Genomic DNA, 15997 nt, shown 5'->3' with positions numbered 1-15997 from the left:
GACGTGGCCAACGCTCAAGTGCCGAGAGGACAACTGACAAAGGTATGTCCGACAGACCGTTCGACCGCGCATTCGAGTTCTTGCACGTCAACGAACGCCCGGACAAGCCGCGAGAGCGCGGTATCACCGAGATTCGCGGCCCGTACTACGACCCCATGGGTCCCCGGGAGCTACAGGACATCCTGGAGACGGTGGGGTGGTACGTCGACATCTACAAATTCTCCGGCGGATCCTTCGCGCTGATGCCGGAAGAACGAGTCAAGGAGCTCATCGACATCTGCCACGACCACGATGTGAAGGTTTCGACGGGTGGATACATCGAGAACGTCCTCGTACGCGACAACACGAAGGTCGAGCAGTACTTCGAGGAGGCCGCGGACCTTGGATTCGATATCGTGGAACTGTCCAGTGGGTTCCTGGCGATCGACTCCGAGGATATGGTGCGGATGACCGAGATGGTCGCTGAAGAGTACGACATCCAGCCGAAACCAGAGATCAACGTCCAGTTCGGCGCGGGCGGAGCCTCCGATCCCGAGGAACTCGAACGACAGGGTCAGCAAGACCCTCAACAGGCCATCGAGGAGGGGCGACGTCACCTCGATGCCGGGGCCGACTTGTTGATGGTCGAGGCTGAGGGAATTACTGAGGAGGTCACTGACTGGCGTACCGATGTCGCCTACGAGATCGCCAACGAACTCGGAACCGAGAACCTCGTGTTCGAGGCACCCGGACCGGAGATGTTCGAGTGGTACGTCAAGAACTTCGGACCGGACGTGAACCTGTTCATCGACAACTCCCAGATCATCGAACTCGAGTGTATCCGTTCGGGGCTGTGGGGGAAGGCGACATCGTGGGGACGTACTGTCACGTTCGACGAGACAGTCCAAGATTGACATCCTCCTGCGCCTAAAGTCGCAGGAATCCTGAGCGGTGGAGTTTTCAGGTTCGCAGTTCCACCGAGCATCCAACCAGTACGAATCTGAAGGGATGTTCATGGTCTAAGCGGGTGGGACTGCTGGGAGTGCCAAGCCCCCGGTACTCCTATCCTTGGCCGTGTTCGGACTCCCAGAGTTGTTTTTGCCTCGGGGAGTCCGGCAGACTTCAGCGGACTCGGAGTTACTTGTTCTGCTTACAGCAGTCAACTCCGCAACCGATTCTGTGAGAATCGGGCGGTCATCGACTGATTCCGATTATTGCTTGGTTGCTTGGGGCGGACAGGCCGCCATCGTAGGACTAGGCGGAATCGCTCCGTTCCAGCCTGATTCCTACTTTCGTAGACGATTGCCTGCCACTTGAAGCTATAGACTGAAATCTCGGTCAGGCTATCGAATGTAGACTGGTTCCCAGTTGTCGGATTCATCCTGTGGCTAAAGCCGCAGGTATTCTCCTCGAATCTCTATAATATCCTGTGAGATTTTAACCCAATAGTTATAGATTATCGGATGCGAATGCGGGCTGTGGCGGATCTGAACGATGTGATTTCTTTGTGTTTCCCATCAATAGAACAAGTCGATCCCCTCCATCGCGTATCATCCGAAGAACAAATGATTGAGTAGACACTAGTAACTACTAGGATACGATGGAACCATCGCAATTACCCACCTTTCTCGAAAGTGAATTCGAGTATCCCGTCAACCACACAACGGTACACAATCAGATCGGGGATGTAGTAGTGGATGCTCCCGATGCCGCCGACTCCGAGGCGATCAATGAAGTACTCGCCTACGACAACGACGAGATATACGAGACTGTAGATGACCTCTTGTATTCGATTATTGGGAATTTAGATGATGATTATATCGGACGCAAGTTCTACGATGATCGTGGCGAAAACATTGAGGGAGAAGCTGGAGAGTATCCGCATGACGACCGCGACGAGTCGTTTTAAAGCCGGGAAGTAGTAATCGACTTGAAGAGGGGTGGCGATACGAATTCTGGTCAGATATTCTCGTGGTTTCCAAAATCATCCATACGAAATCACCAAAATTTGACATCGCGTTTCATTGCCTCTCGCTTCATCTCTTGAATTTCTTCGGTAATTGGAATGTCTTTGGGACACACTTCAGTGCAGGAAAATTGCGTATGGCATTGCCAGACACCATGTTCTTTCGAAAGGATATCCAGACGATGGTTTTTGGGTTCATCACCTTCTCGTTCGTCAAAATAGAATCGGTATCCATTGACAATAGCTGCGGGCCCGATATACTCGTCGTCAAACTGGGCGTGGTTGCAGGATGATGTACAACACCCACACTGAATACACCGTGATGCTTCCTTGATCTTCTCACGGTTCTCCGGGGATTGTCGCTGTTCTTCGAGTTCACCGTCAGGCAGTTCGTCGGGTTGGAAGTACGGTTCGATAGATTCCATCCGTTCGAAGAAGTGGTCCATATCCACCACTAAGTCCTTGATAACGGGTTCGTGAGGTAGCGGTTCGACCTGAACGGGGCTGTCTAAGTCAGATATCTGCGTCTGACAGCCGAGTCGCTGGCGACCGTTGATAAAGAGGCCATCACTCCCACATACACCCATCCGGCAGGAGTGCCTGAAGGTAAGACTCGAATCGAAATGGTCACGAGCATAAATGAGTGCATCGAGAACGGTCATACCCCTTTCGAGTGGAACGTGAAAGTCATCGTATCGGGGTTCTTCCTTCGCCTCAACATCGGGATCGTACCGGAATACTTTCAGGTGAACCGTTTGCTCAGTCGAATCTGCGCTGTCGTCTGTGGCTGATAGTGACTCGGATTTGCCTGCTCCCGCGTGTTTCTCTTCAACTCGCCGTTGCTGTGGTGCCGATTCAGTAGCAGACGCGGATTCTGGGCTGGAAGAGGTCTGTGGTGAACTCATCTGTGTTAGTGGCGGATATGCAGTCTGGACTGATGTGAACATCTTTCCCACTGGCAGTCCATGTGTATGTGTCACTAACGGCACGCCCGTTCAAATAGCTGGCTCCATTGTCAAGAAGCCTTCCAATCATTTGTCAGCAGTATCTTCGCCGAGCGTTGCTTGGACGGAGTAGTACGTTCGGTCGTCGTCTTGGCTGTGGCGTTTCATCCCATCAGGGATGGCGGCGTCAGCTTCAGTTCGGAGACACGCTCCGGGAGGAACTGCTTGAGCTTGCTGCCGTACTTCCTGACGCGGCGATTGATTGTGGTCGGCGACGGCATCCTCTCGAAGATGCCGTCGCCGTGATCCGTAGGATCATGATAGCCGAGTGAGGTAGCGAGATCAACACTCTTGGCGGCGATGTACTGCTGATAGCGGTTTTGGTCGTCGAAGTCGAGAACGTTTTCGACGGGGCGGAAGTAGCTGAGTTCATCCTGATCAGCGGCGGTATTTTCGACGTAGTGAAGACCGAACTCGTGTCCTCCACCGATTGTGACGGGGATGGGTATCTCGTGGACGGGATCCGGAGTCTTAGTCTCGATATGCGCGAACGAACGCACGGCGGAGGACCGTTAGGAGCACATACGTCTCGTACTTCTGTGTCTGACAGTGCTCGCAGGGCTGCATCTCCGCGATGATCTCCTCGAGCGATTCGTCGTACTCGCCGGTGAGCGTGGCCAGTACGTTCGTGATCTGGGGCTGGACGGCGTCGACCATTTCGTCAACGGCAGCATCAGTCGAATCCGGCAGCGAGTACGAGAGAACGATCGTATTCGCGTGATAGTACTTCGTCGTGCCACCGCGACCTTCCTCGAAACGGACGACATCGACGAGGCCGGCATTCCGTAACTCGTTGATGTGGTGGCGAACCGTGTTCTCCGTCCGGTCGACGCCGCGATTATCGAGGCGCTCGTGCACCTCGGCCGCAGTCCGTGCCTCCTCGGACAAAATATCGAGGATCATCGCCCGCATCGGTTCGTCGATCGCGTCCGAAACTCGGGTATCGCGAACCGCGATGTCGTCAAGACGGTGGTCGGTACCGGAGCTACCCATACAGAAGCTGAGAGTGAGCATGCAGGAAAAGGTAGTGGGCTACGAGCGGCAAGGTATCCACCGAAGAATTGGTCTCGAATGGATTCCCGGGCTCGAAAGCCTTAGACGACCCGTTTGACCGTTTCAACGATCCATTTCGACGTTCAAACATATCGTCTGAAAAATACTTATTGGGATGTCGGCACTACTTCGAACCGTAATGAGCGACACAACCCAGTTCCGCGTCATGGACTTCGACTGCCCGACCTGCGCGAGCACCGTCGAACGCGCTCTCTCGAACGTCGACGGCGTCCAGCACGTCGAAGTCCACTACGCGACCGGCCGCGTCGAGGTCGAGTACGACGATAGCGTCGCCGATCCCAACACCTTCGCACAGACCATCGAAAACCAGGGCTACACCCCCCAGCCCGCCTAACACCGTGAACAAGCGATCGATCACGCAGTACTACCGGAAACACCGGAAGGCCATCGTCACAGCGGCCAGCGGCCTGCTCTACGGCGGTGGCTGGAGCCTCGGCTACCTCACGAGTTTCGAGATGGGGAGCGCCGCCATCCTCGTCCTCGCGACGATCGTGGGTGGCTACGATATCGCCAAGACTGCCTACCACGAGGTCACCAACCGGACATTCGGTATCAAGACGCTGGTGACGCTGGCCGCCATCGGCGCCATCATCATCGGCGAATACTGGGAGGCCGCCGCCGTTGTCTTCCTGTTCAGCCTCGGCAGCTACCTCGAGGGGCGGACGATGCGGAAGACCCGTACGGCCCTCCAAGAGCTGCTGGAGATGACGCCCGATACGGCGGCCGTCCGTCGCGACGGGGAGCTCCACGAGGTTCCTGCCCGCGAGGTCGAAGAGGGTGAAGTCGTCGTCGTGAAGCCGGGCGGGAAGATCCCGGTCGACGGCGACGTCGTCGACGGCGAAAGCGCCGTCAATCAAGCCCCAGTCACCGGCGAGAGCGCGCCCGTCCACAAGGACGACGGCGACGAGGTGTACGCTGGGACGGTCAACCAAGAAGGTGCGTTAGAGATACGGACGACCGGCGCGGGTTCGGACACGACGCTCGAACGGATCATCCGCCGCGTCGAGGAGGCCCAAGAGGCTCAGTCGCCGACCGAGAGTCTCATCGACCGGTTCGCGAACTACTACACGCCGGCCGTCATCGCCCTGGCTATCGGCGCGTACGCCATCACGCAGAACGCGATCCTGTCGCTGACGCTGCTCGTCATCGGCTGTCCCGGCGCGCTGGTCATTGGACCACCGGTCAGCATCGTCTCTGCGATCGGGAACGCCGCTCGATCGGGCGTCCTGATGAAGGGCGGCGAACACCTCGAACGCGCCGGCAAGATCGACCTCGTCGCCGTCGACAAGACGGGGACACTCACGAAAGGGGAGACGACCGTCGCCGACATTGAGGGGTTCGGCGTCGCTGATGAGGAGGTCCTCTCGCTTGCGGCGACCGCCGAGAAGAAGAGCGAACACCACCTCGCGGACGCCATCGTCGACGCGGCTCGCGAGCGCCCGACCGCTGCGACGGACGGTGGCGCAACGGTCGCGAACGCAGACGATACTGACGCGGGGCGCCAACCGATCCCCGACCCGGACGACTTCGACGTGGTCGCTGGCAAGGGCGTCGTCGCCCACGCCAACGGGCACGAGATTGTCGTCGGCAACCGCGCACTGATGGACGACCGCGACATCGACGTCCCCAGTCGGATCGCTGAATACATCCACGAGCGTGAGGGGTGCGGCGAGACGGTCGTTCACGTCGTCCGGGATGGGAACATCATCGGCGCAATCGCGCTGCGGGACGAGCTCCGGGAGTCCGCTCTTGGGGTCGTCGCGGCGCTTCAAGACGCCGGCATCGAGACGGTGATGCTCACCGGCGACAACGAGCGGACGGCCGCCGCGGTCGCAGAGGAAGTCGGCATTGACGACTACCGCGCCGAGCTCCTCCCCGAAGACAAGCAGTCAGTCATCGAAGCCTACCAGACCGACGGCCACGTCGTCGCGATGGTCGGCGACGGCATCAACGACGCTCCCTCCCTCGCGACCGCCGACGTGGGCATCGCGATGGGTGCTGCGGGCACGGACACGGCTATCGAGACCGCCGACATGGCGCTGATGGCCGACGACCTTGATCGCATCCCGTACGCGGTCAAACTGAGCAAAGCAACGCGGTGGAACGTCCTCGAGAACGTCGGGGCCGCGGTGCTGACCGTGACCGTCCTGCTGGCGGGCGTACTCACGAGCTACGTTACCCTCGCCGCCGGCATGCTCGTTCACGAAGCCAGCGTGCTGGCAGTCATCCTCAACGGGATGCGACTGCTCCGCTACTGACCACCAGAAACGATCCCCCTACCACAACTATGACGAGAAACCCGACAGAGGCAGACACGAACCACGGAGGAACCGACTGGCAGGTCGCGTACGACGTCGATCCGGTCGAAATTCGCGACCCCGTCGCGGAGGCGCTTGGCGTCCTCGAACCGGGCGAGCCGTTCGTCATCACCTACACGGACGCGGTGAAAGAGGCCGGACACTCCTGTCCGACCGCCTCAGGCGCCTACCGGATCGCCCAACTCGGACTCGACGCCCTGTATCCCGATGGCTATCCAGTCCGGAGCGAGTTCGAGGTCCAGGCAGCCGGCCCGCAGGACGACGCCGCGTACGGTGTGATGAGCCGCATCGTCTCGTACGTGACTGGCGCGACCGAGGATGACGGCTTCAGCGGGCTCGCCGGTGGCTACGGCGGCCGCCGAGGCCTCTTGCGCTTTGACGTGTTCGACCCGGCCACGGCGGAGCCGACGTTCCGATTCCGGCGAACCGACACGGACGAAACCGTCGAAGTGATCTACCACGTCGGCGACGTGCCAGACGGTGGCCCCGCAATCGGGAATCTCCAACTGATTCTCGACGAGTCGGCGAGCGACCAGCAACGGGAGGCCTTCGCTGACGCCTGGCACGGCCGGGTACAAATCGTTCTGAGCGACGACTCGCTGTTCACCGTCGACGCGGTGTGAACGCGGCGGTGGCCCCCACCGTCGAAAAGAAGTCGCTAAATCAGTAACGCCCGATAGCAGTCAGAAACTCGACTATAGTGTATGAAGATTTCTATGACACCCTCCAGCCCCTTAATAGGTATGATCGTACCCAAATGTTAAAGTTAGACGTGTCTAAACACGGGGCAAAATGACACCGAGCCCAGTCATCGAGGACACTCTCAAAGCGATCTACGATCTTCAGCAGGAAGGGAGTCCAGCGGTGGCGACATCAGACATCGCCGACCGCCTCGGCAAGACACAGGCGACGGTCGCGAGTACCCTCGACAGACTCGAAGCACAGGGGCTGATCGCACGGGAACCGTACCAAGGAAGCGAACTCACTGATGACGGCGAAACCGCTGCGGTCGAAGTGCTCCGGCATCATCGCCTCCTCGAGACCTATTTAGCTGAGCATCTGGATTATCGTTGGGAACGGGTTCACGAAGAAGCCGACAGGCTCGAACACCACATCAGCGAGCGGTTCGAGCGCCGGCTCGCCGAGACGCTCGAGAACCCTCGCCGAGACCCCCACGGCGACCCGATCCCGGGCGAAGACCTGGAGCCGCCTGGCCAAGACCGGACGATACCGCTGTCGGTCTGTGATGCCGGTGATAGAGTGATCATCACGCGCGTCAGCGATCGCGACGAGGACGAACTCGTGTATTTAGCCGATATCGGCATCACACCGGGGACGGCTGCCTGTATTGTCGACATCGCCCCGTTCGGAATGATCACCCTCGAGGTCAACGACACGGAGCAAGCTGTCCCCGAAGAGGTTGCCGCGTCGATCCGCGTGACCACTCGGAATAGCGCTGGCGCCCCGGTGAACGTCGATCAGCGGGGTGACGCATGACATCGTTTCTGGAAATCTTCGCAGTAGCGGCGATCGCTCAGCTCACCGTCCTGCCGGGTGAAAAGGTCCAGTTTATCATCGCTGGGCTGTCGACCCGATTCAAGCCGCTGCTGGTCGTTGCAGCGGCTGGAACGGCTTTCGCCGGCTGGACCGTTCTTGAAATCCTGTTCGGACAGGCGCTTCAACAGGTCCTCCCGGGGGTCATCCTCGACGGGATCACGGCCTCCCTGTTCCTCCTATTCGCGGTGTGGCTCGTCCGATCGGCCCCCGACGGACCCGACATCTCAGTCGAGAGCGACACACAGACCGACGGTGGCGTCGTCGGGACGCGGATCGCGGATATCGACCGGGAGTTCGAAGCCTTCGGCTACACGGTCGGCGGACAACTCGGGTAGTTTCTCACCATCTTCACGATGATGGCCGCCGGAGAGTTCGGCGACAAGACCCAGCTCGTGACCATCGGGCTGGCGGCCCAGTACGGGGCCAGCGCCGCCATCTGGTTCGGCGAAATGTTCGTGATCATCCCGGTGAGCCTTGCGAACGCGTACTTCTTCCATACGTTCTCGCATCGCTTCGACGTCCGGAAGGCCCACTATGCAGGGGCGGCCCTGTTCGCCTTCTTCGGGTTAGATACGATCCTCGGGATGGCGACTGGCCCGGAGGCTGTGTATGGTCACAACAGTCTCTGGGAGGCGATTGTCAGCAACGCCTCGGATATCATCCTCGCAGTCGTGTGAACACAGTATCTCCAAGGGAGAGTCTGTCAGACCCTTATCCACGGGAGTTCTGGTGGTTTCATTACCAGAACAAAGGCTGCCGGAGCGAAATACAGAATGCGACATCAATGGAGGTCACAAGTACACTACAGAGAAACGATCTCACTATCTACCTCGGAGAGTGCTTCTGTCGCCACATTACCCAACTCACCGGCCTCAATATGAGAATATCGCTCACGAACCATCTCTTCGGAGTTATCTAAGTATCGAGCGGCGACCGTGTAGCCGAATGCTCTGACGAGAACCTCACCCATCCCACGTCGTCCGCCGTGAGGGGCGAGATAGTCGTGTTTTGGATGGTCGATATCGACCTCGGCATCGTCTGAGAGTCGCTGGAGAATCGACCGAGCGCCGTCCGTTGTGATGGACGGCGGCCGAATATCCTCGTCGAGCGCCAGCAATAGGTCACGAGGGTACTCCTCTCGCAGACCGTCGATTGCCTGCGGTCGCTCCCCTCGGTCGGACAGTTCGTCCTGTACGAGCGTCGCGAGCGTCCGCTGGTCGAACGTTGGGAACACCGGCCACCGCTCCATCGGTGGAGCCATCAGCTGCCGGTAGCTCCGCAGCGGCGAAATCACTGGGTCGGGAAGGCTCGCAGCGTCCCATTGCTGTTTCTTCCGGTAGACGTCCATACTCCCATCTTCAAGTGAGATATCCTCCCACCGGACGCCACGCCGGCGTGGGTCATTCGGATCCCGGAGCAGTTCTCCAACCCGAACAGCTGTGTACGCAAGGACGAACACCAAGGCCCGGTCACGAGCCGCCTTCAGGGCCTCGTAACGCGCTCGCTGCGTGTCGAGGGGGTCACTATCCTCCGGGAGTGTCGTGTACCCTTCGACGGCGTCGCGGGCTCGTCCGTCGACTTGGCGGGTGAGAGCGTGCCGCTGTTCGGACGTCCAAGCCTGCTGATCACCGGGCTTGCGGCCGTCGTCCTCGGGGAGCGGCGCCATCGCACTCGCTCGCTGAGCGTAGTGTGCTTCAAGGTAACCCTCGTTGACGCACCAGCCACACCATGCAGAGATATAGCGGTAGTAGGTTTGTACCGTATTCTGCTTGAGTCCTCGATCGCCGGCGAGGTGGCGGGCGTATTCGCGGAAGACGCGTTCATCGAGGTCCTCGAAAGTGGGCTCTCTGCCGACATCGTCGGGGACGATCCCGGTCCAGTCGTCGTCGCCGGCGTCGCCAGCGGCCCACTCGGCGAACCGCTCAAGCTCGCGAGCTGCATTGCGTCGATAGTTGCCGCCGTCGCCACCGCGGCCTTTGCCCTTGTCCTGGAGGTACCGCTCGAAGCTGTCGTCAAGAGCGCTTTCAGAACGGGATGAACGATCGTTGTTCATCGCCCCTCACCTCGAATCTGTGTTACCGAAATTCGGTGGCCGTGAGCGTCTCGAGATACTCGACGCTGACGTATCGGAATTCGATCCGGTCGCTGAAGCCATGTTTCGGAAGAAGCGTCTCGGCTGCCTTCCCCGCCGGTTTGTCGGTCGTCAGGAGGACGACGTGGTCGGCCTCTCCAGTGTCGAGTACCTGTGCAGCAAGCCCAACGAGCGCCGGATCCGCTTTCTCGATGCTGTCTTCGTCGCGGTCGGTCTCGTTGGCGATGAATCGGCGTGCTTCGTCCATCACCGTCGACACGAGTGGATTGGCGTAATCGAGTTCGTCGGCAACGACGATCCAGCCCTCCTCGAATCCATCCGGGTAGGGAATGTTCCCTGATGGATACTCGTCCGCTGCGGGATCGCCGCCGAGTTCTTCGTAGACGCGCTGCGGGATACGCAACGAGACACCCGCCTGCCGGAGTGCTCGACGAAGCTGTTGAAATTTGTCCTTGTCCGGACCACCACACCGGACGAAGACGCCGGTATCGGCGATATAGACAGTCGTCATGCAGCCGCATCGGCGTATTCGTTCGCAACTGGTTCCAGTGCTTGAAGGATGACCTCGGCCTCAAGCGGTGAGAGGTCGAGTTCCCGGGCTGCAATCCGATGATTGACCGTACCGTCGACGTACTCGTAGGCGTACTCGAGGGCGACAGCGAGGCCGTCGAGACCGTGGCGCTCAATATAAACATCGATGTCTTCGTCCTCGTCGCGGCGGGCAACGGCTGCAATAAGTGCCGGCGTGATCGTCTGCGTCTCGCCGTCCGTCGAGAGCGTAAGTGCAAGCGATTCGGCGTCGTACTCGTACGGGCGCTGATCACGTGTTTTCTCCACTAAGCCAGCTGTTTCGAGGTTTTGGACGTAGTCGTAGGCGGTCCCTTGTGGGATATCGAGCTCGTCGACGATCTCCGATACGGTGACCGGACCATGTTGCAAGATGTGGGCGTACAGCCGAGCGAGTGCCGGTGTTTCGAGGAGGTCGGCGACCGTCTGCAGCTGCTGAATCGGTGGTCGACCGGAACGGGACGGTGATTGCGCCATCTTGGTTACGAATTATGGATAATTCGTGATAAGGATTGCGGCGTTGGAGCGGTTTTCGCAGTGAGCCCTGTAACTTCCGAGGGACACCCCCGTTCGCCGGCTCTACCCCGAGGGGAGCGCCGTTGTGAGGCAGTTGTAGCATTCGTGCTTCACCGACGGCGCCGGGGTACTTCAAACTGGTCGTGATTATTGGGGTAATCACGACTACTTGGGAAAATCGAGAATACTGCTATTTTCGGCGGGTATGAGGCCTATAAGCCGGATATGCCGGGATATAAATCATATGCCGCTATATTATTTCGCTGAGCAACGGAGCCCACAGTTTCGGAGGATAGTGCAGTTTCAGGTCGAATCTCTGCCGGTTCGAGATCTATCTCCCAACGAAGCGCTCGATTCCTGCTCTTACTGACCGAGATAATCGAACGAGCATGAGATATTACGCGGGTTTTGGTGCTATTACAGAGCGTTGCCACTCCCAAGCGGCGACCCCGGTGGGGAATTGGTCGCTCAGTCAGGCTGTATCAAAGCCGAGGCAACGATCTCAACACACTCACCCGCGGTCAATACTGGTGCGTAGTCCATTTCGCCGTCGACGCCCGTTTTCAGCAGAAAGTCGGTGAGTGTAATGAAGTGAAAAAGGGTCCATCTGGCTATAGACTTCTTTCAACCATATTCTTACAGAAGCCGGTACTGCTGCTGGTCCTAGTCGATAGCGTAGCCCCACTCCCGAAGCACGTCGGCGACTTCGTCGGAGTGTCGAAGACCGACGAGCAGCGCTGCCTCGCGGAGATCGGCCTTCTTCACGTCCTCTCCAAGGGTGTCTTCGACCTCCCGTTTCGCGTCTCGTTTCTCATCAAGCGTCGAGTCCTGAAGATGAAGCTGCACTGTCTGCTCTCGGCCGTCGGTGATGCTGTTTCGCGTGAGCACCCACGGCAGCTCCGTCGACGAGGTAGGCGTCATCTCGTCCTGGCGGCCGAGCTGTCCACCGCTCGCGGTGGTCGTCCTCGAAGTATTTTCCTGATTGGAGCGGCCCTCCGCTTCCTTCGTCGAATCAGGTTCGTCGCCGTCGGCGTCACCGTCGAAGTCGTCGTCCCAGTCGTCGTCCGCCGCACCGCTCTTGAAGCCGCTATCCATCAGGCCATCACCTCGCGTTCATCCTCGTCGAGCGCTCCTGGCTCCGGCGGATTCGGCACGTCAACACCACCCTGCTCCTCGACGTATCGGGCGACACGGTCGAACTGCGCGAGCGTGTCGAGCTCGTAATCGCGCCGGCGGTCGCGATGGCTCCGAACGTACTCGAACGCCGAACACTGCTGCCGCCAGCAGCCCTCCATTAGCGACGTTCGGTCGCCGATTACCTCGGGGACGTCGTACGGGATGTCCTCGAGGGTCTCCTCCTGGCCACGGGTCCCCTTGACGCCGATCGGGACGGCGCCGAGCACGCCGACGTCGATGTTGAGCTGGCTCGCGAAGTTGGTCGCAAGGTCCTCGAGGCCCTCAACGGACGCCTCTCCCTTCGCCGACGGTTCCACTGGAAGCAGCAGGTTCCGCGTCGCGAAGATCGCGTTGTAGAGATGCGCACCCTCCGTCGCGGGCGGGTCACAGATGACGATGTCATACTTTTCGGGCACGCCAGCTTCGCCCAGGACGCGCCGGAGCTGGGCGTGGATGTTGTACGCGTCGCCGAAGTCCTCTGCCTTCTGTTGTTCGCGATCCAGGTGCTGGCCGAGGTTTGAGAGCGAGTTGTGCTCCGGGATCACGTCGATGTCCTCGACGGTACGGAAGAGGTCCTCGAAGTCGCCGCGGGGACTCCCAACCATGTGCCGGACGAGGCTGTCCGCGTCGGACTCCGCACGTTCGTCGTCGACGCCGAGGAGGCGGCTGAGGTCGCCGTCCTGCGGGTCAAGCGGTACCACGAGCACGTCGAGTCCAGCACGGCTGTGCGCAACCGCCAGATTCGCCGTGAGCGACGTCTTGCCGACGCCGCCGGCCTCGCTGTAGACTGTGTAGGCGAGCATGCTCAGTCCATCTACGCCCAGCCTTATGAAGTTATGCCAGACACTAATCTAAGACTCTTATCTAAGATAGATGTCTAAGTTAGTTGTATCAGAAACACAACTATGTTGTGGGGATAGGTTACGCATCTCAGTTAGTTGGCCAGGTGTCGCAGAAACAGAGGTAAGCTATATCTCTGGGTGGTCGTACTCGTCGTAGGCGTAGCGGCCCTTCGGACTACCCAATGGCAGTCGTCCGCCTCCATGATGTCGCCGTCAGCCTCAGCCCTCTCTAGCTGCTCCTCGATCGCGTCGACGTCGATATCCAGGATCTCGGCCAGCTCTCCAGCGTCGGCGCCAGGGTTGGCCGCGACCGCATCCAGTAAGGTCGTTCGGTCCATCAGACGAGCTCCCGCTGGAAGAGTTGGTCAGTAGCTGGCTGATGGCTCACGTCGTCGACGGCGCCGAAGAGGTCCACCCAGTACGAGATCGTCGTCTGCCAGTAGTGTGAGCCTCAGTACACCTGCGTCTGAAAGTCGTCCTCTGCTGGGGGTTCGTGTGGGTGGTCAGGCGAATTCTTGCTCATGAATGGGTTCGGCCTCCTCGAGGATCTTCAACGCCGCCATCGGGGCAGCTGTGTTGTCTACGTACACGCGCATGATAGATGGTCGTTATGATGGGTGAACAACGCCAGTATCCGCCCTCTGCGACTATCCCGAATCCTTGTTTTCCAACCGTTCTGTGACTTCTGTGATGTCCATTCCTTCCAAGCATTTTATACCGAGTTCGGCTGCCGTCTACGGCGCGCCCGAGTGGTTCACTGACCACGCGTAGCCAGAAGTCGAAAAAGCGCGATAGACGGCGGTGAGGAACCGATCTTCGGGATACAAGGGGTAAGAAATTTGGGCGGGAAAACGGATACCCAGAACGGAATCAGGCCGGTTCTTCGCGGATTTGTTGCAAGTCGATATCCGCCGACAGGTCACCGAATTCGGGGTCCGCTCCAATGACGAGGGTAGCCTCCTCCTCGGTTGCCAGCGCAGCAGCGTATGAATCGCCGAGCGAGATACCACCTGCACCTTTGATGCGGGCGACCGTACTCCATGATGGATTCTCGATGGTCACTCCGAAGCCCCGGAGGATGCGCAGATCCTGCTCGCCGACGACGAACTCGTCTTCGCCAGGCGGGGTTTGGTTCGGGTCACCTGTTTCGAGACGAGCGACTTTATAGACGACCTCAGTCGCGGTGGCGTGGGAGATCGCTCCACTCGCTTCTTCGCTTTCGATCGCCTGGAGCCGCTCGGTCACAGCCGGAGCGCCAGGTTCGTCGTAAAAATATGCGATGAGTGGTTCTGTGTCAAAGACATAGTCCGTCATTGGTGCCGTTCAAGCCGCTCATCGTGCTCAAGCTGTTTGTCCTCTTCTTTCATCTCCCGCAGGTGCTCGAGGACGTCGCCCTTCTTGTAACGCCCGGCGTGGACACCCTGCATCTCTTCGACTGAGGGGAGTGGTTCGACCACGATTTTCCCCTCCGCTTCGTGGATGAGTACCTTCCCAGGCGTTTCGATGCCGAATCGTTCACGGAGTTCCTTGGGAATCGTCGCCTGCCCCTTCTTGGACACGCGAATGATTTCCCCCCCATCAGTACTACTAGACATTTCTGTATTACAGTTGGGATTGGTACTACTAAACTCTTGTCGTCATACTCGCTACCAGATTAACTCCATCGGACTATACAGAATCCTCGTTTTCCAACCGTTCTGTGACTTCTGTGACCTCCATCTCTTCCAGCCGTTCCAAGCCGAGTTCGACGATGAGTGGGTAGAAATGGCGTGTCATCTGTCATCTGCGACGAGCGGGGCTATCTCGTCGACGTCCTCCAACCCATCATCGACGCTCGCGACGAGATCAAGGCGGCCATCCGTCGCGAACAGCAGCGGGACGACCCTGACGAGGGACGACTGGCGGAACTCGAGGGACGGTCGGGTGCGCTGAAGTGGATTCTCGTCGCCTGCTTTGGGTATCAAGGATTTAACAATGCGAAATACGGAAGAATCGAATGTCACGAAGCGATCAACGCGTACGCTCGCGAAAATCTGTTAGCGGCGAAGCAACGCTTGGAGGCCGGGGGCTGGCGGGTCGTCCACGGGATCGTCGACTCGATCTGGGTGACGCCCGATCCTGACATCGACGACGATGACCGCGAGGACCTCGACACACTCGCAACGGAAATCACGAAGTCCGTCGAGATTCGGCTCGAACACGAAGCCCACTACGACTGGGTCACGTTCGTCCCGCGACGCGAGAGTGACGCCGGCGCACCGACGAAGTACTTCGGGAAAGTGGCTGGTGACGACGAATTTAAGATCAGAGGTATCGAGGCTCGCCAGCGGTCGACCCCGGCATACATCGAGGAGGTCCAGCGAGACTGTCTCGAACAGTTCGATGCGACCCGGTCACCGGAGGCAGTACTCAACTGTCTCCAGGACGCCATCGAGCGGCTACACGCTGGAACGGTGTCGGTCGAGGAACTCGTCGAACGGAATCGCGTCTCCAAACCACTCGAAGGCTACAGGCAGAACACGCAGAACGTGGCGGCGCTGAAGCGGGCTCGCGATCAGGACCTTGCTGTCCATCCGGGACAGGACATCAAGTATGTGGTCGTCGACGACGAGAAGACTTCGCGAGAACGGGTCGCGTTGGCCCACGAGGAGATTGAGTCGTATGATCCGTCGTACTATGAGACAGAGCTCGTCAGAGCTGCCGAAAGTCTGCTGTCGCCGTTGGGGTGGGATCGGTCGAAGATTCGTCGGGAACTCGCGGAGACCCGGGTGCCCGAGTTGACGGCGTTCACGAACACGGGGTAAGATCGCTCTTGTGTAGAAACGTGGAATGAGATCGTTTGCTTATACCGACCACCGACTCAAGTGAGCTGACTGAGACTCAGGTCGCCGGAAGGTGGAAGGAAC

General features: G+C 59.1%; 16 protein-coding genes and 3 pseudogenes. 8 read left to right on the top strand and 11 right to left on the bottom strand.

Features of this window, described 5'->3' with window-relative positions; genetic code table 11:
- The first annotated feature begins 44 nt into the window (after positions 1–44).
- Both ACQUSM_RS15235 and ACQUSM_RS15230 read left to right on the top strand, forming a co-directional pair.
- Positions 45–893, top strand: coding sequence for a phosphosulfolactate synthase (locus ACQUSM_RS15235; RefSeq protein WP_435119951.1), 849 nt, complete (start codon positions 45–47; stop codon positions 891–893).
- 686 nt (positions 894–1579) lie between these two features.
- Positions 1580–1888, top strand: coding sequence for a hypothetical protein (locus tag ACQUSM_RS15230; RefSeq protein WP_435119949.1), 309 nt, complete (start codon positions 1580–1582; stop codon positions 1886–1888).
- Positions 1889–1977: 89 nt separating this feature from the next.
- Here the strand turns inward: ACQUSM_RS15230 and ACQUSM_RS15225 are convergent, their stop codons facing one another.
- The 3 genes and pseudogenes from ACQUSM_RS15225 to ACQUSM_RS15215 form a co-directional block, all read right to left on the bottom strand.
- Positions 1978–2850, bottom strand: coding sequence for a succinate dehydrogenase/fumarate reductase iron-sulfur subunit (locus ACQUSM_RS15225; protein WP_435119947.1), 873 nt, complete (start codon positions 2848–2850; stop codon positions 1978–1980).
- A gap of 129 nt (positions 2851–2979) precedes the next feature.
- Positions 2980–3386, bottom strand: a pseudogene (locus ACQUSM_RS15220) (ISH6 family transposase); the annotation flags it as partial.
- Positions 3387–3420: 34 nt separating this feature from the next.
- Positions 3421–3942 carry an ArsR/SmtB family transcription factor gene (locus tag ACQUSM_RS15215; protein ID WP_435119946.1) on the bottom strand — a complete coding sequence of 174 codons (522 nt, stop codon included), beginning with the start codon at positions 3940–3942 and terminating at the stop codon, positions 3421–3423.
- A gap of 199 nt (positions 3943–4141) precedes the next feature.
- On the opposite strand from ACQUSM_RS15215, the gene ACQUSM_RS15210 reads away from it, so the two are divergent.
- The 5 genes and pseudogenes from ACQUSM_RS15210 (at position 4142) to ACQUSM_RS15190 (ending at position 8575) form a co-directional block, all read left to right on the top strand.
- On the top strand, positions 4142–4357 hold the full coding sequence (locus tag ACQUSM_RS15210; protein WP_435119944.1) for a heavy-metal-associated domain-containing protein: 216 nt from the start codon (positions 4142–4144) through the stop codon (positions 4355–4357).
- Between the two features lie 4 nt (positions 4358–4361).
- Complete coding sequence (locus ACQUSM_RS15205) at positions 4362–6281, top strand: heavy metal translocating P-type ATPase (RefSeq protein ID WP_435119942.1); 1920 nt, start codon at positions 4362–4364, stop codon at positions 6279–6281.
- A 29-nt stretch (positions 6282–6310) separates the two neighbouring features.
- The gene (locus ACQUSM_RS15200; protein ID WP_435119941.1) at positions 6311–6964 is read left to right on the top strand and encodes a hypothetical protein; all 654 of its coding nucleotides are present in this window, start codon (positions 6311–6313) and stop codon (positions 6962–6964) included.
- Between the two features lie 169 nt (positions 6965–7133).
- On the top strand, positions 7134–7838 hold the full coding sequence (locus ACQUSM_RS15195) for a metal-dependent transcriptional regulator (RefSeq protein WP_435119939.1): 705 nt from the start codon (positions 7134–7136) through the stop codon (positions 7836–7838).
- Positions 7835–8575 (top strand): annotated as a pseudogene (locus ACQUSM_RS15190) (TMEM165/GDT1 family protein). The gene ACQUSM_RS15195 and the pseudogene ACQUSM_RS15190 overlap by 4 nt, the downstream one beginning before the upstream one ends.
- Positions 8576–8700: 125 nt before the next feature.
- Here the strand turns inward: ACQUSM_RS15190 and ACQUSM_RS15185 are convergent.
- From ACQUSM_RS15185 to ACQUSM_RS15150, 8 genes are all read right to left on the bottom strand, one after another.
- Complete coding sequence (locus ACQUSM_RS15185; RefSeq protein WP_435119937.1) at positions 8701–9951, bottom strand: tyrosine-type recombinase/integrase; 1251 nt, start codon at positions 9949–9951, stop codon at positions 8701–8703.
- A gap of 22 nt (positions 9952–9973) precedes the next feature.
- Entirely contained in the window at positions 9974–10501 is a 528-nt protein-coding gene (locus ACQUSM_RS15180; protein ID WP_435119936.1) for a hypothetical protein, read from the bottom strand.
- Positions 10498–11034 (bottom strand): DUF7437 domain-containing protein, encoded by a 537-nt coding sequence (locus ACQUSM_RS15175; RefSeq protein WP_435119934.1) that lies wholly within the window; start codon positions 11032–11034, stop codon positions 10498–10500. The genes ACQUSM_RS15180 and ACQUSM_RS15175 overlap by 4 nt, the downstream gene beginning before the upstream one ends.
- A 702-nt stretch (positions 11035–11736) precedes the next feature.
- The gene (locus tag ACQUSM_RS15170) at positions 11737–12168 is read right to left on the bottom strand and encodes a hypothetical protein (RefSeq protein WP_435119932.1); all 432 of its coding nucleotides are present in this window, start codon (positions 12166–12168) and stop codon (positions 11737–11739) included.
- Positions 12168–13052 carry a ParA family protein gene (locus tag ACQUSM_RS15165; protein WP_435119931.1) on the bottom strand — a complete coding sequence of 295 codons (885 nt, stop codon included), beginning with the start codon at positions 13050–13052 and terminating at the stop codon, positions 12168–12170. Before ACQUSM_RS15165 ends, ACQUSM_RS15170 begins: the two co-directional genes overlap by 1 nt.
- Before the next feature lie 131 nt (positions 13053–13183).
- Complete coding sequence (locus ACQUSM_RS15160) at positions 13184–13429, bottom strand: hypothetical protein (protein ID WP_435119930.1); 246 nt, start codon at positions 13427–13429, stop codon at positions 13184–13186.
- Positions 13430–13961: 532 nt separating this feature from the next.
- Positions 13962–14405 carry a PIN domain-containing protein gene (locus ACQUSM_RS15155; protein WP_435119929.1) on the bottom strand — a complete coding sequence of 148 codons (444 nt, stop codon included), beginning with the start codon at positions 14403–14405 and terminating at the stop codon, positions 13962–13964.
- Positions 14402–14686: an AbrB/MazE/SpoVT family DNA-binding domain-containing protein gene (locus ACQUSM_RS15150; protein WP_435119928.1), complete on the bottom strand. Its 285-nt coding sequence runs from the start codon at positions 14684–14686 to the stop codon at positions 14402–14404. Before ACQUSM_RS15150 ends, ACQUSM_RS15155 begins: the two co-directional genes overlap by 4 nt.
- Positions 14687–14857: 171 nt before the next feature.
- On the opposite strand from ACQUSM_RS15150, the pseudogene ACQUSM_RS15145 reads away from it, so the two are divergent.
- Positions 14858–15895: pseudogene (locus ACQUSM_RS15145) on the top strand (DNA polymerase domain-containing protein); the annotation flags it as partial.
- Positions 15896–15997 lie beyond the last annotated feature (102 nt).

The sequence above is a fragment of the Halolamina sp. C58 genome (assembly GCF_051195095.1).
Classification (GTDB): Archaea; Halobacteriota; Halobacteria; order Halobacteriales; family Haloferacaceae; genus Halolamina.
The sequence above is the reverse complement of the archived record's forward strand: the minus strand, read 5'-3'. Positions and strand labels throughout refer to the sequence as shown.

Excerpts from the sequence above, each read along its gene's own strand:
- ACQUSM_RS15170 (WP_435119932.1), bottom strand. The coding sequence starts at position 12,168 with ATGGATAGCGGCTTCAAGAGCGGTGCGGCGGACGACGACTGGGACGAC.
- ACQUSM_RS15225 (WP_435119947.1), bottom strand. The coding sequence starts at position 2,850 with ATGAGTTCACCACAGACCTCTTCCAGCCCAGAATCCGCGTCTGCTACT.
- ACQUSM_RS15180 (WP_435119936.1), bottom strand. The coding sequence starts at position 10,501 with ATGACGACTGTCTATATCGCCGATACCGGCGTCTTCGTCCGGTGTGGT.
- ACQUSM_RS15160 (WP_435119930.1), bottom strand. The coding sequence starts at position 13,429 with ATGGACCGAACGACCTTACTGGATGCGGTCGCGGCCAACCCTGGCGCC.
- ACQUSM_RS15230 (WP_435119949.1), top strand. The coding sequence starts at position 1,580 with ATGGAACCATCGCAATTACCCACCTTTCTCGAAAGTGAATTCGAGTAT.
- ACQUSM_RS15195 (WP_435119939.1), top strand. The coding sequence starts at position 7,134 with ATGACACCGAGCCCAGTCATCGAGGACACTCTCAAAGCGATCTACGAT.
- ACQUSM_RS15165 (WP_435119931.1), bottom strand. The coding sequence starts at position 13,052 with ATGCTCGCCTACACAGTCTACAGCGAGGCCGGCGGCGTCGGCAAGACG.
- ACQUSM_RS15210 (WP_435119944.1), top strand. The coding sequence starts at position 4,142 with ATGAGCGACACAACCCAGTTCCGCGTCATGGACTTCGACTGCCCGACC.
- ACQUSM_RS15155 (WP_435119929.1), bottom strand. The coding sequence starts at position 14,405 with ATGACGGACTATGTCTTTGACACAGAACCACTCATCGCATATTTTTAC.
- ACQUSM_RS15200 (WP_435119941.1), top strand. The coding sequence starts at position 6,311 with ATGACGAGAAACCCGACAGAGGCAGACACGAACCACGGAGGAACCGAC.
- ACQUSM_RS15185 (WP_435119937.1), bottom strand. The coding sequence starts at position 9,951 with ATGAACAACGATCGTTCATCCCGTTCTGAAAGCGCTCTTGACGACAGC.
- ACQUSM_RS15175 (WP_435119934.1), bottom strand. The coding sequence starts at position 11,034 with ATGGCGCAATCACCGTCCCGTTCCGGTCGACCACCGATTCAGCAGCTG.
- ACQUSM_RS15235 (WP_435119951.1), top strand. The coding sequence starts at position 45 with ATGTCCGACAGACCGTTCGACCGCGCATTCGAGTTCTTGCACGTCAAC.
- ACQUSM_RS15215 (WP_435119946.1), bottom strand. The coding sequence starts at position 3,942 with ATGGGTAGCTCCGGTACCGACCACCGTCTTGACGACATCGCGGTTCGC.
- ACQUSM_RS15150 (WP_435119928.1), bottom strand. The coding sequence starts at position 14,686 with ATGTCTAGTAGTACTGATGGGGGGGAAATCATTCGCGTGTCCAAGAAG.